Source organism: Vibrio sp. NC2 (genome assembly GCF_025195005.1).
Lineage (GTDB): Bacteria > Pseudomonadota > Gammaproteobacteria > Enterobacterales > Vibrionaceae > Vibrio > Vibrio splendidus.
Genome location: NZ_JANVFC010000027.1, coordinates 39,732 through 57,945, shown reverse-complemented (window position 1 = coordinate 57,945; position 18,214 = coordinate 39,732). Strand labels below are relative to the sequence as shown.

General features: G+C 43.4%; 17 protein-coding genes, 1 rRNA gene and 1 riboswitch. Of the genes, 5 read left to right on the top strand and 13 right to left on the bottom strand.

What is annotated here, in order from left to right:
* Positions 1-75, bottom strand: a 16S ribosomal RNA gene (locus NX845_RS21600); the annotation flags it as partial.
* 622 nt (positions 76-697) lie between these two features.
* Between NX845_RS21600 and NX845_RS21595 the strand changes: the two genes are divergently transcribed.
* Positions 698-1,150 (top strand): RNA-binding protein, encoded by a 453-nt coding sequence (locus tag NX845_RS21595; RefSeq protein ID WP_004736687.1) that lies wholly within the window; start codon positions 698-700, stop codon positions 1,148-1,150.
* Here NX845_RS21595 and murI read toward each other — a convergent pair.
* Genes murI through NX845_RS21580 form a run of 3 tightly spaced genes read right to left on the bottom strand, consistent with a single transcriptional unit; the run spans position 1,113 to position 4,514 of the window.
* Complete coding sequence (gene murI, locus NX845_RS21590) at positions 1,113-1,919, bottom strand: glutamate racemase (protein WP_102497628.1); 807 nt, start codon at positions 1,917-1,919, stop codon at positions 1,113-1,115. The genes NX845_RS21595 and murI overlap by 38 nt on opposite strands.
* Before the next feature lie 60 nt (positions 1,920-1,979).
* A complete protein-coding gene (locus NX845_RS21585) occupies positions 1,980-2,645 on the bottom strand; it encodes an ATPase (protein WP_029404912.1) in 666 nt (221 codons plus the stop codon).
* A 48-nt stretch (positions 2,646-2,693) separates the two neighbouring features.
* A complete protein-coding gene (locus tag NX845_RS21580; protein WP_102463282.1) occupies positions 2,694-4,514 on the bottom strand; it encodes a TonB-dependent receptor domain-containing protein in 1,821 nt (606 codons plus the stop codon).
* Between the two features lie 39 nt (positions 4,515-4,553).
* Positions 4,554-4,758: riboswitch (cobalamin riboswitch) on the bottom strand.
* A 155-nt stretch (positions 4,759-4,913) separates the two neighbouring features.
* Here NX845_RS21580 and trmA point away from each other — a divergent pair.
* Positions 4,914-6,023: a tRNA (uridine(54)-C5)-methyltransferase TrmA gene (gene trmA / locus NX845_RS21575; protein WP_102463281.1), complete on the top strand. Its 1,110-nt coding sequence runs from the start codon at positions 4,914-4,916 to the stop codon at positions 6,021-6,023.
* An 86-nt stretch (positions 6,024-6,109) separates the two neighbouring features.
* On the opposite strand, the gene NX845_RS21570 is transcribed toward trmA, so the two are convergent.
* The gene (locus NX845_RS21570) at positions 6,110-6,481 is read right to left on the bottom strand and encodes a YijD family membrane protein (protein WP_004736696.1); all 372 of its coding nucleotides are present in this window, start codon (positions 6,479-6,481) and stop codon (positions 6,110-6,112) included.
* A complete protein-coding gene (gene fabR / locus NX845_RS21565; RefSeq protein ID WP_004736697.1) occupies positions 6,481-7,122 on the bottom strand; it encodes an HTH-type transcriptional repressor FabR in 642 nt (213 codons plus the stop codon). Before fabR ends, NX845_RS21570 begins: the two co-directional genes overlap by 1 nt.
* 327 nt (positions 7,123-7,449) lie before the next feature.
* Here fabR and sthA point away from each other — a divergent pair, with 327 nt between their 5' ends.
* Entirely contained in the window at positions 7,450-8,850 is a 1,401-nt protein-coding gene (sthA, locus tag NX845_RS21560; protein ID WP_004736699.1) for a Si-specific NAD(P)(+) transhydrogenase, read from the top strand.
* Between the two features lie 190 nt (positions 8,851-9,040).
* On the opposite strand, the gene dinF is transcribed toward sthA, so the two are convergent.
* From dinF to NX845_RS21540, 4 genes are all read right to left on the bottom strand, one after another.
* Positions 9,041-10,396 carry an MATE family efflux transporter DinF gene (gene dinF, locus NX845_RS21555; protein WP_029404911.1) on the bottom strand — a complete coding sequence of 452 codons (1,356 nt, stop codon included), beginning with the start codon at positions 10,394-10,396 and terminating at the stop codon, positions 9,041-9,043.
* 117 nt (positions 10,397-10,513) lie between these two features.
* Positions 10,514-11,392 (bottom strand): class I SAM-dependent methyltransferase, encoded by an 879-nt coding sequence (locus NX845_RS21550; RefSeq protein ID WP_029404910.1) that lies wholly within the window; start codon positions 11,390-11,392, stop codon positions 10,514-10,516.
* A 97-nt stretch (positions 11,393-11,489) separates the two neighbouring features.
* Positions 11,490-12,110, bottom strand: a complete 621-nt coding sequence (gene lexA / locus NX845_RS21545) for a transcriptional repressor LexA (protein ID WP_004736702.1) — start codon at positions 12,108-12,110, stop codon at positions 11,490-11,492.
* A gap of 94 nt (positions 12,111-12,204) precedes the next feature.
* Positions 12,205-12,567 (bottom strand): diacylglycerol kinase, encoded by a 363-nt coding sequence (locus tag NX845_RS21540; RefSeq protein ID WP_004736703.1) that lies wholly within the window; start codon positions 12,565-12,567, stop codon positions 12,205-12,207.
* Between the two features lie 220 nt (positions 12,568-12,787).
* Between NX845_RS21540 and plsB the strand changes: the two genes are divergently transcribed.
* On the top strand, positions 12,788-15,211 hold the full coding sequence (gene plsB, locus NX845_RS21535; protein WP_260257134.1) for a glycerol-3-phosphate 1-O-acyltransferase PlsB: 2,424 nt from the start codon (positions 12,788-12,790) through the stop codon (positions 15,209-15,211).
* Between the two features lie 103 nt (positions 15,212-15,314).
* Here plsB and ubiA read toward each other — a convergent pair whose 3' ends face one another.
* Positions 15,315-16,169, bottom strand: coding sequence for a 4-hydroxybenzoate octaprenyltransferase (ubiA, locus tag NX845_RS21530; protein ID WP_017084866.1), 855 nt, complete (start codon positions 16,167-16,169; stop codon positions 15,315-15,317).
* On the bottom strand, positions 16,170-16,712 hold the full coding sequence (locus tag NX845_RS21525; protein ID WP_004736706.1) for a chorismate lyase: 543 nt from the start codon (positions 16,710-16,712) through the stop codon (positions 16,170-16,172). It abuts the gene before it with no gap.
* Positions 16,713-16,874: 162 nt separating this feature from the next.
* On the opposite strand from NX845_RS21525, the gene NX845_RS21520 reads away from it, so the two are divergent.
* Entirely contained in the window at positions 16,875-17,282 is a 408-nt protein-coding gene (locus NX845_RS21520; RefSeq protein ID WP_004736708.1) for a flagellar basal body-associated protein FliL, read from the top strand.
* A gap of 86 nt (positions 17,283-17,368) precedes the next feature.
* Here the strand turns inward: NX845_RS21520 and glpG are convergent, their stop codons facing one another.
* The gene (glpG, locus tag NX845_RS21515; protein WP_004736710.1) at positions 17,369-18,214 is read right to left on the bottom strand and encodes a rhomboid family intramembrane serine protease GlpG; all 846 of its coding nucleotides are present in this window, start codon (positions 18,212-18,214) and stop codon (positions 17,369-17,371) included.

Below are 18,214 nucleotides of genomic sequence, written 5' to 3'. Positions count from 1 at the left end.
TCGTTTCCGCTCGACTTGCATGTGTTAGGCCTGCCGCCAGCGTTCAATCTGAGCCATGATCAAACTCTTCAATTTAAGATTTTGTGACTCAACGAATACTGACTTCAAAACTAATATTTACCGAAGTAAACATGTAATTCTAAAGCTATTACCATTCCAACAGAATGGTAATGAATTGACTGTGCCGAATAACTACAAGTAGTTAAACGTATTGGTCACTCAGTTCATTGAAATCAAGTTTGTTACCGAAGTAACTGCCATTCCTAAGAATGACGTTTTGATATTCATCAACGAGTGCCCACACAGATTGATAGGTTTAAATTATTAAAGAGCGCTAGCGTTTTGTGATTCACATCTCAGTCGCTAGGGGTGCGTACTATACCTGCACCACTTAGAGAGTCAAGGGTTATTTTCAACTCCTTTTTCTCTACCGATTTCGCTGTGTGACTTTCGTCTCACTCCGTGTCGGTGAGGCGGCATTATAGAGAGATCGACATAGAGCACAAGGGCTTTTTTGAATAAAAGTTTTGTTCGCCTAAAAAGCCACCAGATCCGCATTTTTCGAATAAAAACTAAACATTTGAGACGTATCACAGCAATACATTGGCAAAATGGAAACCATGAACGTAAGATTCATGTATCTATTTTGTTAAGAGTAGATGCGTCTATTTCGTTTATTAATATGTAGTATTCCGATATGAACTCAAAAAAATCGATGTTGTTAATTGTCGCACTAGCTGTTCTAGGTGGCATTGTTTTCTCTCAGGTAGATATATCGCCTGCAATTACCTTTATCCTTGGTGTCTTGGCTTCCGCTTTTGTTGTTAACTTTTCAAGCACCGACTCAAAATCAGATTCAGAACCTAAGGCATCAACAAAAACACTTTATGTAGGTAACCTTCCATACAAAGCGAATGAATCACACGTACGTGAATTATTCTCAGAGTATGGTGAAGTATTTGCTGTACGCTTAATGAAAGACAAACGTACTGGTAAAAGAAGAGGCTTTGGATTTGTCGTAATGGCTAGCAATGATGTGAATCATGCTATTTCAGAACTTAACGATAAAGATTACATGCAACGAACTTTAAAAGTGCGAGTTGCAAATGATCCTAAACATCCAGAAACGGACGAAGCTGAACTGAGCTAAATCCTAACTGCTTTAACATGCTATTTAGTGCACTTTCTTTCTTAGGAAGTGCACTACAAAAAACCTCGCGCACTCCCCCTTCTCTATTACCACTTTCCAAATCCAATAAATCTTGAACTCGCTTCGCAATCGCTTTACCGGAATCAACCAATAAAACACTCTTACCTAAGACTTGTTGAATCTCAGATTTTATCAGCGGGAAATGTGTGCATCCTAAAACGGCCACATCAATTGTATTGATCATCGGTTGAAGGATTTGCTGCAACTCTTCAAGGTTAATCGCCTCACCTCTGAGTTTATCTTCGGCCATATCCACCAGCCGAGTAGAACCTAAAAGCTCGACTCTTTTATTACTCGAGAAGTTTTTGATGAGCTCGTGTGTGTATTCACGAGTAATCGTTGCAGGTGTTGCAATAAGACCAACGGCTTTATTGGCAAGTAGGGATGCAGGCTTGATTGCCGGAACAACCCCGACAATTGGGACTAGATTATTAGCACGAAGTGTAGGCAAGACTATCGTACTGGCCGTATTACAAGCTATCACCACAATATCAATAGCGTGGCTAGCAACAAAACTGGTGACGATGCTTTGAACTCTGTGGATAAGGACTTGCTGGTCGAGCTCACCGTATGGGTAAGCCTCGTTATCGAATACATAAGTATAGTTATGATTCGGTAGTAACTGGCTTATCTCTTTATATACGGATAGACCACCCACCCCAGAATCAAAGACCAATATGTTTTTTTGTAGACTATCCGACACAACGATTACCTGTAATAAGTTTCGCTGCAATGATACCCCTTCGCTTAGTTTTCGCCAATCCTCACTCTATATAATGCAAGCTTGATAACGTTGATGCACAAAGCGCTCACCTTGCTCTACATTTTCTAGATCTACCTTGAGCTTTCCTTTAAAGCATGGCGCTGACGTTACTAAGGTATGGAACTCACCATCTTCGCCACATGGATCGACATGATTCGGTAAGCTGTCTATTAGGTCAAGCGTGTATTCTTTCCCGCAATAGCTCATGTCTAATGCATCGCTATCGACTGTGACGAGAAAGGTTTCAATTCCTCTGTCTATTATTTCACTCGCAAGTGCCTGACTACTCTCTCCCATTAGAGGGAACACACACTCCCAACCGGCTGGTTCTATATAGCTTCTTCGATAATCTGCAATGCCATTACAAAACATGTCTCCAAACGCGACCGCATCAATTGATAAGCCAGAACCTTTAAGTACGGAGACAATAGTACTTTGATAAATCTCATTACTAGGGAACACTTCTGGAAGCTCAATCGTAACTAATGGCAACCCGACTAACTTAGCTTGCATAGCAACCACATCAATCGGAGTCACTTGGAAAGGAACTTCATCTCCAACATACGTCGTATAGAGAGCTACAACTTCATATTCGGAGCTTTCAAGTAGACGCTCCAGCGTTAATGTCGAATCTTTGCCTGATGACCAACTTATGATGACTTTCTTTTTCATTGATATACCCAATAAGAAAAAACCGCCCGAAGGCGGTTTAGATGTAAATTAGAATTGGTAAGCTAGATTAGCAAAGTACCTGCGTTCAGGAGCGTTATATCCTAGCGTTGTTTGGTATTTCTCGTTAGTTAAGTTATCAACTCGACCACGAACAACTAGCTCAGGGGAAATCCAATACCCCACAGAAACATCCCACAAGCTCACTGATGGCAAAATATTATCTGGATCGGTTGTTTCTTTTGGATTACCCGCTCTATCACCCGTGTATGTATAAGTAAGGTTCACATCAAAATCTTCATATGAAGCATCCATCAACCACTTGTAGTTTTCATCAGCACGCTTCGCTAATTTGTTGCCCGCAGAGTCTTTATGATCTTTAAACTCAGCAACAACCGTGTGATGGATAAACCACGTGTCAAAATTACCTGTGATTTCTAAACCTTTAAGTTTTGCATCTACGTTTTGAGGATACCAAAATGGGCTACCTTCATACCAAATAATTAAGTTATCGACTTCATTATCGTATGCAGTCACATCCAGCTTGAATAAATCGAATTCACCGGTGTATCCAATTTCGCGATTTTCGGCCTCTTCAGGCTTTAGGTCTGAGTTTGTTGTTAGATCAGAATAGCTCGGAGCTTTAAATGATGTACCTGCGGCAGCTCTTAACGAGTGTTTCTCCGTTAGGTAATAGCGAGTCCCTAAAGACCAAGTCGTATGATTATCGTATGTATCGTGTTTATCGTTACGCACACTACCTACGATTTGAACATCACCGAATCTAAGTTCAGAAGAAGCGTAAACACCCGTCGTATCGCGAGACTCACCAGCTAGAGCATCAGGAGATCCATATGACAAAGCATCATCATCAAGCTTTTCTCTACGCCAATCTGCGCCAGCACCAACAGAAACGTTCTCGTTGATGTAATACTGATTTAAGAACTGTAAGTTCGTTAGGTCTATTTTCTTTTTAGTACCAGCATTATCTTTACCCTGAGCTTGAGAATAGTCTAGGTTCTCGATCGCTTGTTGATTAGCCCTAAGAGTCGAGCTTAAGTTATCACCTTTATAATCAAGAGCAGCTGTAACACTCAGATTCTCAGAGTAGCCATAGTTCTTACCACCAGAATCGTACTCAGTTAAACTATCGAACCAGCGAACTGAAGCACTACCTGAAAAGACCTCATTAATAGGTTGAGAATACGATGCAAAAAGATTTTGGCTTTCATACCCATAATTAAGTCCAGTAGCAGGATCTTTGATATCGTAACCTTCAGTCTCATCAAAACCACCAGCGAGCTTTAATGTTCCGCCATTAGACAAATTACGGGTCGTTGAAAAGTTAGCTTCCTTTTGAGCGTCGCTACCAGCTCCAACGGAAATCATTGTCGATTCAGTTGAACTACCAGAGGCTGTAATAACATTAATTACACCCGCTACAGCATCAGAACCATAAAGAGCTCCGCCAGAACCACGAATCACTTCAACTCTCTCAATAATGCCTACTGGGATATGATTAAAATTAATACCGCCAGCAGCAGAGTCAATACGGACACCATCAACTAGAAACAATACTTGATCACTATTATAGCCGCGCATAAAAACAGATGCGCTATGTCCACGTCCGCCACTTTGAGAAACTTCAACGCCAGGTACTCGTTTCAATACATCCACTAGAGATTTAGCTTGGGTTTCTTCGATTTCTTGTTTAGAAACAACCGTTGTTGATGCAATAACATCACTTAAAGGCTGTTCAAAACGGTTAGCCGTAACCACCATGGTTTCGTCAGTAGATACTTCTTGTGCGTGTAAATTGGAGATAGGTGAAAGTAGCGATGCTACAGCAACCGCTAAAAGGGATTTGTTCATGTTGTGATCCTAAATCGCGTAAAGTCCTACCAAGCCACATTGTATGGCTTAGCCGCTGGCAGGTATTCGGACTCAAGAGCACAACCTTATGGTTTACCTCATATTCGACTTCCCACAAAAAGCTATTTGCAGTGTCTTTGAATACTCGTTCTCTCTTACCGCTGCGCGTCAGTTCTGGATTTACACCAGATTCCCTCTTCAGCCATCTATACATCCAAATGGCACCAGCTTGCGGGAGATAGTATTAACCTATAAATCATTTGTCTAGTCTAAGATAGTTATAAGCTATAGTTTTCATGCTCGATTTACATTGAATAGCTCTCAACACTGGACAAGCGCCTGTGATTGAATAAAATCTGCGCTCTTGATTTAAAAGCACGACAGCAAAAAGGCATAACAATGGCGAATTTAGATGTAAACCCGCAACGCTACCAAGAACAACTAGCAGAAAAGACTGAACGTCTTACTGAGATGTTCTCACAATACGATGTGCCTGAGTTGGAAGTGTATGAATCTCCAGAACAACACTACCGCATGCGTGCTGAATTTCGCGTGTGGCATGAAGGTGACGATATGTATTACGTCATGTTCAATCAAGAGACCAAAGAAAAATACCGTGTAGACCAGTTCCCAGCGGCTAGTCGTCTTATCAACGACTTAATGCCTCTACTAACAGATGCAATGAAAGACAACCACTCTCTACGCCATAAGCTATTCCAAGTAGATTTTCTTTCTACGTTGAGTGGTGATATTTTGGTATCACTGCTTTACCACCGTCAATTGGGTGAGCAATGGATTCAAGATGCTAAAGCACTGAAGCAGCAATTGAATGATGAAGGTTTTAACCTAAACCTGATTGGCCGTGCGCGTAAGATGAAAATCGTCCTTGATCGCGACTACGTAATTGAAAAGCTAGATGTGAATGGTGATAGCTATATATACCAGCAAGTAGAGAACAGCTTTACTCAACCAAACGGCAAAGTAGCAGAGAAAATGCTGGAATGGGCTGTCGACTGCACTCAAGACAGCAAAGGTGACTTATTAGAGCTTTACTGTGGCAACGGTAACTTCTCATTAGCTCTGGCACAAAACTTTGAGCGTGTACTTGCAACTGAGCTAGCGAAGCCATCTGTTGAGTCTGCTCAATACAACATTGCGGCGAACAAGATTGATAATGTTCAGATTATCCGTATGTCTGCGGAAGATTTTACCGTAGCAATGGAAGGTAAGCGTGAATTCCGCCGCCTACAACAAGCAAACATCGATCTGAAGAGCTACAACTGCAACACTATCTTTGTTGATCCACCGCGTTCAGGTATGGACGTTGATACTTGTAAGATGGTTCAAGGCTACGAGCGTATCATGTACATCTCTTGTAACCCTGAGACATTGAAAGAGAACCTAGACATTCTAAGCGAAACACACGACATCACTCGTTTTGCTCTATTTGACCAGTTCCCTTATACGCACCACATGGAAGCCGGTGTATTCCTAGAGCGTAAAGCGTAAGTCTCGCTATCTAGGTCGAAGTCGAAGCTAAACAGCAGATACAAAAAAACGAGCCAATTGGCTCGTTTTTTTATTTATACGTTGGTTTAAGCGGTTTTACCGATAAAGCCTAGTTTCTTACCTACCCAAGCGAGCAGTAGCATCGCGACGATAATCGCGAAGAAGTTTGATCCTGCATCAGGGTGTTGTGCTTTCACAAAAGCCGAATGGCCAAATGCACCTACAAAGAAACAAGCTAAACCCACTAATGGAATATCTTCAGATACTGGATTAGTTAGGTATTCTTGGTAAAGCGCTTGTACAGCCAAAACTAAAGCAATCAATGGGAAAATAGAGAAGCCCACTTCGCTCATTGTTACCCAAGATAACAGTGCATCACCACACACACCTGCAACAACAGCAAGTACGAGTGTCTTTCTTTCAGAACCACGGTTTACAGTATTATTTTCATTCGACATTATTCAATCCCGCCTTTTAATCGGTTACGTTCACGTTCTTTACGATACCAAAAAGCACCTTTGGCCATCATTCGCAATTGCATGATCAAGCGATCAGCCAATTCATCTCGCTGACGTCGATCTAAATCTAATGCTTCTGCCCCTGAGTTGAAGACCAAAATGACGGAGGCTTCAGCTTGAGTAAAAGCTTCATCTCGTGTCATGCCAGTCGTTATCAAATATTCGGTTAACTCAGCAGAGAAGTGCTGTATCTCACGAGCTACCGCAGCACGAAACTCAAAAGAGGTTCCTGAGCGCTCTCGCAATAACAGTCTGAATACGTTTGGGCTGCTTTCAATGAATTCCATAAAGGTTTCAACCGAGGTACGAATCACACTGCCTTCTTTTACTATGCGTTGCCTAGCTTGACGCATTAGCTGACGCAACAGTAAGCCACCTTCATCAACCATGGTTAAGCCAAGCTCATCCATGTCTTTGAAATGACGATAAAAGGAAGTCGGCGCTATTCCAGCCTCACGAGCAACTTCTCTCAAGCTTAAGTTGGAAAAGCTACGATCGGCACTGAGCTGGCTAAATGCTGCGTCGATTAAGCTGCGACGAGTTTTTTCTTTTTGCTGCGCGCGAATGCCCATTGGTTTCATACTTTATCAAACTCTTCTTTTACAGCCTAAACAGGCATGCCTAATACTCTGTTCAATATAACGCGAATCACATATTTATATAAGGCACTCTGGTTATATAAGACACTAAACACACCTCTTTGTTCACGTACCGAAGTAAATACGTTCGAAGAAAAAATTTCAATATCCACACTGTCATTTGGAGACATACGACATACCAAATATTATTTTTTCGATAACACTGCGTGATCCCACCGACTCTCTGATGCCCTTTTCATGTACCCAAGAACAGAATCAGTTAAAATCTCGCTAAAGCAATGTTAATCAAATATAACAAGGAAGATATCTATGCCGCACTCCAACCACTTTGATGTAATCGTAATTGGTAGTGGCCCCGGAGGAGAAGGGGCAGCGATGGGATTAACCAAAGCCGGGTTGAACGTTGCAATCATTGAAAAAGAGAGCAGCGTTGGTGGTGGTTGTACCCACTGGGGAACGATTCCTTCAAAAGCACTGCGTCATGCAGTAAGCCGCATCATTGAATTCAATAGCAACCCGCTGTTTTGTCAGAACAATAAAAGCATTCACTCAACCTTCTCCAACATTCTGGGTCATGCTAAATCAGTCATCGACAAACAAACTCGATTGCGCCAAGGCTTCTACGACCGTAACCAGTGCACATTGGTGTTTGGTACTGCGCGTTTTATCGATACTAACACTATCTCTGTCATGCAGAGCGATGGTACTGAAGAACATTACAGCGCAGACAAATTTGTTATCGCGACAGGTTCTCGCCCTTATCAGCCAGACAACGTCGACTTTCTGCATGAACGTATCTACGACAGCGACTCGATCCTTTCTCTTAAACACGACCCTCAACACATCATCATCTATGGTGCTGGCGTTATTGGTTGTGAATACGCTTCAATCTTCCGTGGTTTAGGCGTTAAAACCGATCTTATTAATACTCGCGATCGCCTGTTGTCATTCTTAGACAATGAAACCTCGGATGCTCTGTCTTATCACTTCTGGAACAGCGGCGTTGTTATTCGTAACGATGAAACCTTTGAGAAAATTGAAGGTACTGACGATGGCGTGATCATTCACTTAGAGTCTGGTAAGAAAATGCGTGCCGACTGTCTACTGTATGCCAATGGCCGAACGGGTAATACTGACAAGCTGAATCTTGGTGCCGTTGGCTTAGAAGCGGACTCTCGAGGACAAGTATCAGTCAACAGCAACTACCAAACCAGTGTTGAACATGTTTACGCTGTTGGTGATGTGATTGGTTATCCTAGCCTAGCAAGTGCTGCTTATGACCAAGGTCGATTCGTAGCCCAAGCAGTGGTGAAAGGTGAAGCAGAACGACACCTTATCGAAGATATCCCAACAGGTATCTATACCATTCCTGAGATCAGCTCTGTCGGTAAAACAGAACAAGAGCTTACCGCTGCTAAAGTACCTTATGAAGTGGGACGATCTTCATTCAAGCACTTAGCTCGTGCTCAAATCGCAGGTAAAGATATTGGTAGCTTGAAGATACTTTTCCATCGTGAAACTAAAGAGATTTTAGGTATCCACGTTTTTGGTGAGCGTGCTGCTGAGATCATCCACATCGGTCAGGCGATCATGGAACAGAAAGGCGAAGCCAATACCATCGAGTACTTTGTGAATACGACCTTCAACTATCCAACAATGGCCGAAGCGTATCGCGTCGCAGCGCTGAACGGACTTAACCGTTTGTTCTAAACAAAGAACCAATAGGACTATTTGACCACCTGTAGGCCAAATACATAAACAGCAAGCCATGAGCTTGCTGTTTTCATTTAAACTACTGATTTATATAGTTATGCAGGCAATTAGATCATGATGTTCTAAATGCTAATTTACCTGCACAGATTCTCTTTTTCGCTCCCTGAACTAATCTATCTAATCTAAGCTAAGCGAGAAACTCCCCTTTCTTCCACTGAGAGATAAATAGAACACCAAGACCAATGCCGCGCATTGCCATAAAGCTCAACATTGCTAGCCACAGCGCATGGTTCTCTAAACCTGATGCTAAGTAGAAAATCGCAAAGAAACTGCAGGTGGCCACAAACATACTGTTACGCATATCTTTGCCTTTGGTAGCGCCCACGAAAATCCCGTCTAGCAAGAAGCACCACATAGAAATGAGCGGCATCGCAATCAGCCATGGCAGATACACCTCAGCCTGACTCTTAACCTCTGGAATTGTAGTAATCATATTAATCAAACTAGACCCAGCAATCGCGAACGCTATGGTCAGTACCAAACAAATATTGAAGCTCCAGAAGAAAGTGCCAATCAAAGACTGATTTAACTCTTCTTTATCTTTCGCGCCAATCGCCTTTCCGACCATAGCTTCCATTGCATAAGCAAAACCATCCATCCCATAAGAGATGATCATCAAGAAGCTCATCAATACCGCATTGGCCGCCACCACATCATCACCAAAGCTTGCACCTTGGAAGGTCATAAAAGTGAAAGTCGCTTGCAGACAAAGCGAGCGCAGAAAGATATCGCGATTCAGTTTTACGAAACGACTCAAACCTTGGCTGGTTTTCTTAAGCAGCTCCCATGGAGATGGCAGTTGCCTCTTCATCCAGATTCGATAAACACAAATTAAGCCAAACGTTAGACCCGCATAGTCCGCTATCACCGATGCCAATGCCGCACCTTCAACTTGCCAGCCGAGGCCAATCACAAATACGATATCTAAAACAATGTTGGTGATATTAGTGATAATCACCATCCACATTGGCGCTTTAGCATTTTGGGTTCCGAGCAACCAACCTAAAATTACAAAGTTAGTTAGCGCAGCAGGCGCACTCCAGGCACGGATAGAGAAGTACTGCAGGCCATAATGTTTGACTTGCTCGCTGGCACTGCTCAATGAGAAAACCGCATCCGCAACAAAGCTGTGTAAAAGCAAAAAGACACCAGCAAACCCTAAGGCCATAGTCACGCCTTGCACAAAGACTAAACCAAGCTGCTTACCATCATTCGCACCATAAGATTGCGCGGCCAATCCAGTCGTCGACATACGCAGGAAACCAAGCAACCAGAAGGTCACACTGATCATGGTGCCGCCTAAGGCCACACCACCTAAATACCAAGAATGCTCTAGGTGACCGATAACCGCAGCATCGACTAAGCCCAGCAGTGGAACCGTAATATTAGAGAGAACCATCGGGATAGCGAGCAATAGCACTTTTTTGTGCATCGCCTGATTGGATAGCGTTTGAAAAATAGTTTGGGGATTAAATAGCTTCACGATCACCTCTTTAATTAGAGGCGATAGTTTAACCTAGTGGGTGGGCTTTCACTATGTTGTGGGGTTTTACTTATCTTGATACGTCTATTCAGCTACCTGCAAACAAAGTCGCTAGCACTACCACTTAACAAGCACTAACTGTGGCGTTAAGCGCTTTTTGACCTGAGAGATCTTACACAGTAATCGCTGCCACAATTTCCAACGATTGCATTGTTGATCAAGTGGAGAAAACGCTTTTACCCATTGCGCCCATGGCAGCCAATTAAGAACACTGTCTACTGGGGAAGATAAGCCATGTGCATATTTCCCTGAACCAAGCTTTTGCCCCAGAGCACTAGAGCTTTTGTCTCCAGCTAACACTAAACACGCGTGTGCATGAGTAAAGTAACGACTCAATGACTGAATAAAATATGCGGTTTGTTGTTCATTGCAATCAAGCAAAGCATGTTCGCACACCACCATCACTGAGGCTTGTTCTGGGATGTTGAGCTCATCCAACCAAGTCAGATCATCAACCGAACCACACTCCAAACGGTAGCGTTCATTCTTGTGGAACAGGCGTTGGCGCCAAACTAGATTTTCAGTTACATCCAATTCAACCCAATGACAGCGGCCATTATCTAAACGGTAGAAACGAGTATCGAGGCCTGCCCCAACATTGATAATCCAAGCATCTGGGTTATGAGATAGAAATTGTTGAACTTGAGAGTCACAAAGCTGAGTCAATGTTGCGTAGAGAAGTTGTTGTTGGTCGAGTTCACCAGTAAGACATTCTGGTGCTAATTGGCAGCGCTTGCAGGCTTGAGCTGCGATAGGGTCATAGACTAGGCCGTCATCGGCAAGGCTTTCGCGGCTGCGAAACCAAAGATGTTGAACGAGATCCGTCGGAACTTGGAATTCCTGATGTGCAGACCCTTGATCAAAAGGAGCCTTTTGAACAGAAGAGCGCGGCTTAGGAATAAGCGGCTTTATTTGAGGTTTGGTTGGATTTGGCATCATCATCTTCCTTGTATCTCGACAAAGAAGATGATAATGAATATCAATTATAATAACAAGTTATTGAGAATAAATATCAATAAGCTGTTTGTACTGATTACATCCAGTCAGTGTTGCGGATAATACCAACAGCCAGTCCTTCAATAGACAAGTGTTGAGATTCTAGATCGACATGGATTGGAGAAAACTCTTCATTTTCAGCGTGTAACAGCACCGTTGAACCTTTACGTTCTAGGCGTTTTACCGTTACATCATCATCGACACGGGCCACGACAACCTGACCATCGCGGACATCTTGTGTTTTATGAACAGCTAATAGATCACCGTCCATAATGCCGATGTCTTTCATACTTTCGCCATTTACACGAAGTAAGAAGTCAGCTTGTGGTTTAAACATGCCTGGATCAACTTGATAATGCATTTCTACATGCTCTTGAGCCAAAATAGGCTCACCAGCGGCAACCTGACCGATTAGTGGTAAACCTTGCTCTTCATTCGCTGCATCTTCAAGCAAAATACGAATACCACGAGACGCACCCGGGATAATCTCAATCGCTTCTTTACGAGCAAGAGCTTTTAAATGTTCTTCTGCAGCATTAGCAGAACGGAAACCAAGTTCGCGCGCGATTTCTGCACGTGTCGGTGGCATACCGAAATCTTCGATCTTACTTTTGATAAGGTCAAAAACTTGTTGCTGGCGGGGCGTTAACGGCTTCATGATTCACCTGTCTTTTTATACAGTTGACTGTGAGTATATCCAGTAACTGAACAAAAGCAAAGCAATTGGTTGTTTTTAGTTCATTTTTAGCGAATTACAAAAACAAGATCTCTAGCCACACGTAACCCGCTAATACTAAACAGATAAAAACTGCAGCTGAGCCAACATCTTTCGCCATCCCAGAAAGCTCATGATGTTCACTACCGATTCGGTCAACGACCGCTTCAATCGCGGTATTGATCAACTCGACAACCATCACCAACACAACGGCTGAAATCATCAAGATTCTCTCAACTTGGCTTACATCTAAGTAAAACGCCAACGGAATAAGCACTGCGGCCATGAATACTTCTTGTCGAAATGCCGCCTCGTTTTTAAACGAGCTCGTGATGCCTTGCCATGAAAAGCCCGCCGCTTTCACGATACGTTTGAATCCAGTGTTTGATTTTTTGGTCATTTTTAACCCTATACTCAATCAGTCGATGAATGATTTTCCACAAACTTAACGGCAATATGACTATTTCCATTAAAAGGTTAGACCAGTTTCTGGTATTCTTGCATCGACTAAATTTACGCCTAGGCTTATCCCTATTTCACTCACAGGATTTATCCTTTTCATCATAGAAATAGAGATACGCTTGAGCACATTGAAATAACTATTGAGGCAGTGAACCTATATGTCTTCTGGACAATCTTTTTCACGTTCATTAATGAAGCTACCTTTATCCGTATTGGTAAAGGGCACATCAATTCCTTCAAACCCTGTTGAGGAATTGAACATTGATTTGAGCAAACCGATTGTATACGCCTTACCGTTTCGCTCAAGTGTAGACATTCTTACATTGCAAAAACATGCACTTGAATTAGGGTTACCTGATCCGTTGAGCAAGCTTGAAATCAATGGCAAATCACTGCAACGCTACGTTTTTATCTCTTCTCGCAAAACTCTACTGCAAGACGATGATTATGTACCAAGCTCATCAATTGAAGTCTTCTCTGAGCTGCTTTCACTGCATGCTGAAGACTCTGAGCTCGACGTTCAAGTTATCCCTGCCACTGTATTGTGGGGGCGTAAGCCTGGTAAAGAGAATAACCAGAAACCTTACCTACAAGCAATGAACGGCTTAGAGAAATCAAAAGCAGTATTACTGGCAGGTCGTGACTGCTTGGTTCGCTTTAGTCCTGTGGTTTCTCTGCGTTACATGGCTAACTCACACGGCACAGACAACACCATCGCACACAAACTGGCGCGCGTGGCACGTATTCACTTTTCTCGCCAAAAACTGGCAGCATCAGGTCCTAACCTGCCAAGTCGCCAAGCTCTGTTTGACCGCCTACTAAAATCTGAAGCGATCAAGAAAGCGATTGAAGATGAAGCACAAGCAAAGAACATCTCGATCGAGAAAGCGAGCAAAGAAGCTCAAGACATCATGGACGAGATTGCTGCGAACTTCTCTTACTCGCTAATCAAACGCGGTGAGAAGATTCTTGGTTGGTTGTGGAATAAGTTGTACCAAGGCCTGCATATCAGCAACGCTTCAACCGTTCGTAAGCTGGCTCAAGATGGTCACGAGATTGTTTATGTGCCTTGTCATCGTAGTCACATGGATTACTTACTGCTTTCTTACGTGCTTTACCACGAAGGCATGGTGCCGCCGCATATCGCTGCGGGTATCAATCTGAATTTCTTCCCTGCCGGTCCTATTTTCCGTCATGGTGGTGCGTTCTTTATTCGTCGTAGCTTCAAAGGCAACAAGCTGTACTCAACTATTTTCCGTGAATATCTGGCGGAATTGTTCGCCAAAGGTTACTCGGTCGAGTATTTCAGTGAAGGTGGTCGCTCTCGTACGGGTCGCCTGCTGCAAGCTAAAACCGGCATGTTGGCGATGACTATTCAGGCTATGCTGCGTGGCATGAACCGTCCAGTGACGTTAGTACCTGTGTACATCGGCTATGAGCACGTAATGGAAGTGGCGACCTACGCAAAAGAACTTCGTGGTAAGCGCAAAGAAAAAGAAAATGCGAGCCTAGTGATTCGTACGCTCCGTAAACTGCGCAATTTTGGTAAAGGCTACGTGAACTTTGGTGAGCCGATTCAGCTTAACCAATATCTGAACGAGCACGCTCCAGAGTGGACTAAAGATATCGATCCAATGGGAACCAGCAAGCCACAATGGATGAATCCAGTGGTCAATGATCTGGCAACCAAAATGATGACACACATTAACGATGCGGCAGCGACCAACGCACTAACACTTTGTGCAACGGCGTTACTGGCTTCAAGACAACGTGCATTGTCTCGTGATTCTTTGGTTTCTCAGATCAACTGTTACCTATCTCTGCTTAAGAACGTACCTTACTCTGATACATTTACGGTACCAAAAGACAGTGCTGAAGATCTGGTAAAACACGCTGAATCGCTGAACAAGTTCCTAATTGAATCAGACTCAATGGGCGACATCATTTCGCTAGACCGTCACCAGTCAATTCTGATGACCTACTACCGTAATAACATCATTCATTTGTTTGCTCTACCATCATTAATTGCTCAGATGACCATTCGTCAGCACGGCCTAACCATTGACACGATTCAAGAGAACGTTGCTGCTATCTACCCGTTATTGAAGAAAGAGTTGTTCTTAAGCTACGACGAAGATCAGCTTGAAAGCGTGGTGGCGAACATCATTGAAGAGCTTGTTGGCCAAGGTATGCTTGTGGTGTCGGACAACCAAGTCACCATCAACCAGTCAAACAGCCAAGCACTGATGCTGTTAGGCCGTACGATTTCAGAAACGCTACAGCGCTACTCTATTGCTCTGAACCTATTGGCAGAGAACCCTGATCTGGATAAATCTGATCTTGAGCAGAAGAGCCAAGACATCGCACAACGACTGGGGCGTCTACAAGGCATTAATGCACCAGAGTTCTTCGATAAAGGTGTGTTTGCGTCGATGTTCGCAACTTTGAAACAGCAGCAATATTTGGATAACGATGGTAACTGCGATTTAGAAAAGACTCAGCAATTCGCTAAGCTTCTTTACTCAATGCTTTACCCAGAGGTCCGTCTGACGATTCAAGAGAGTATCCACCAAGCAGAGTAATCGCTTGGTTAGCAATTGCTTTAATCACTAGACTGAACACGATCAAAAAAGGCACCCATTGGGTGCCTTTTTATTGAGCGTTCGTTTAGCAAAAAACTCATGCTTACCAGAAGGTAATGAATAAGCCAGCTGTCACTGCCATTCCAACATAATTGTTGTTTAGGAAAGCTTGGAAACATAAGTCTCGATCACGGTGGCGCATCAGATGTTGTTGATACACAAACAAGCCTCCCGCAACCAGCAGTGCCCAATAAAAGGTATCTCCTAATTGGTAATGCATGCCTAACGCTATTAACATCGCCAGTGTCACTAGCTGTAAGAAGCCAACGATAAGCTTATCGAAACGACCAAATAGAATAGCCGTCGATTTGATGCCAATTTTTAAATCGTCATCTCGGTCAACCATTGCATATTGTGTGTCGTAGGCAATCGTCCACAGCGCATTGATAATGAAAATAAACCAGACCACACTAGGTAGCTCATTAGTTTGCGCCGCCCAAGCCATTGGAATTGCCCAACTAAACGCTAAGCCGAGGAACAACTGTGGAAGGTGCGTAAAACGCTTCATAAAAGGATAAATGAAAGCTAAGCCAACACCGATAACAGAAAGCTTAATCGTCAGCGAATTCATGGTTAGCACCAGTAAGAACGAAACCATGGCTAGCATTAAAAAGAGCAGAATAGCTTCCTTACTGGAAACCAAACCGGAAGGTAATGGACGCTGCTTGGTGCGTTTTACATGACCATCCACTTTACGGTCAGCAAAATCATTGATCACACAGCCAGCTGAACGCATCAATACCACGCCGAGTACGAAAACAACCAAGACATCAAAATCAGGCATGCCTTGCGCGGCGATAATCAACGACCATAAGGTCGGCCAAAGGAGTAACAGGGTACCAATCGGGCGATTCATTCGCGTTAATTGCCAATACGCCTTCGCTTTGGTGGCAAACATTTACACACTCTCCTTAGAGTAAATGGGTGATGTTGGCAAAAATAGTTCTGCCACAAGCATCGGTTTATGGTTCATCCATAATCGAGAACGACGCGCGAGCAGTCGCTCATCGCCAGCGATAACCCAACCGACTTGCAGCGCATCTCGCTCCACGTTCTCAGCGCTGAACACGGTTAAACCAAGTGGGACATTACCTTGTTGAGAAAGGTCAGAGTGCTGATGATCTTCTAATGTGACTCGAGGAATCAAGGTTCGCCCTAACACCCACGGCTCATCATCACCCTTCAAAATCACTTTACGCAGTAAGCAATCAAACGATGATAAAAGAAGTTCCTCGTCCTGTTGTAGCATTGAGCGCTCTACAACTTGATTATGAAGCAACTCAACAGACAGGTGCTGACAGCTCTTGCCCAACTTGCGGGAAAGAGAACCTTGCTCCAAAAGCCACTCTCTGGTGATTTTATTAGGAAAATCAAATGTTTCTGTACTTTGCCAATCTACATTCATTAACGAATTAAGATACAGCGATATTGGCTGATTCATACTAGTATTCAATAGGTGACTTTACACGTACAATAAAGCTTCAACTTTCGAACAAAATTAAAGCGTTCTTCGAATTGTAAACGTATTTAGATTTAGACCGCTCATTGTAACAAGACTAATGCGTTTCGAATATCGCGAATAAACTAAAGAAAAGTCACAAATATGCACAAACGTTATGTAGCCCAAATATTTCTTGCGATTACCCTACTCTTTTCAGCATCAAGTTTCGCTGAAGAGGAATCGGCACCCAAACTAGCCTACTTCACGCTAGAGCCTGACCTGACCACCAATTTTTACACTAAAGGTAAAAAACTGGGCTACATTCAGGTTCGCCTCGATATTATGGTTGCGAATAGTAACGACTTGGCAGCCATTGAGCACCACCAACCACTGATTCGTGATGCTGTGATTGAATTGCTCGGTAAACAAAACGAAGAAACCATTAAGTCTCTATCTGGTCGTGAAGATTTAAGAAAAACCTTAGTTGAACATCTCAACAAGGTATTGCTTCCTGAAACAGGCAAAACCCTCATTGCTGACCTACTGTTTACCAAATACCTTTATCAGTAATAATGATGTAAAAACGAATCCAAATAAAAAAGCGGCTCATCTGGCCGCTTTTTTGTCTCTATTATTTAACTACTGCCAAAAAGCATCTACTCGCTTCGTGCTGAACTCGGTGCTTTCATAGCATCAATCCAACCAATAATGACACCAGCGGCTAAGCCGGCCAAATGCGCGGTGTTTGCAATGGCCATGAATGGTTGCATGTACCCAAGCACTAGCCACACCAACATAAAGCCGACGATCTGTCTTGGAATACCTAAACCAAGCTGAGGGGCTTTTGCACCCACCACCCATAGATAGCCAACCAAGGCATACACAACACCAGACAAACCACCGAAATTCGCCCCTTCAACCCAGTACTGCCCTGCACCTGAAAGCGCAGAAGAGACAGCAAAGATCTGAAGTAGCTTGAGGCTACCTAGTTTTTTCTCAATATCCCCACCTAACTGCCACCACCACAAAATATTAAATGCGATATGCATAACAGAGAAGTGCAGAACAGCATGGCTTAACCAACGCCACAATTGCCATTGTTGTCCGTCAACCGCAGGGAAATGTAGGGCGTTGAAAATAGCTTGACCAAAACCGACTTGCTGCAGTGCAAAAATCACCACACACACCAACATCAGGCTGAGTGTCACGGGGCCCGCTTTGGCTTTTATCATGCCCATAAAACTTGGCGTGTGATAATGAAAGTTGCTCTTTCTGGTCTCTGCCATGTCCCAAGATGCTGCTTGATAGCGCTTATGATTGGGTTCCGACAGGAAACGATTGAGCTCGGCCTCGGTTTCGACCTGATATTGACCATCAAGAAGCCAAAGAGCAAAACGCCCTTCTCCCTCAGGTGACATCTGAATAGGGATCTGACGAGAGGCCATATAATCAATAAACGCTTGAGCAAGACGTGGATTGTCTAACACCATCAATCTAATCAT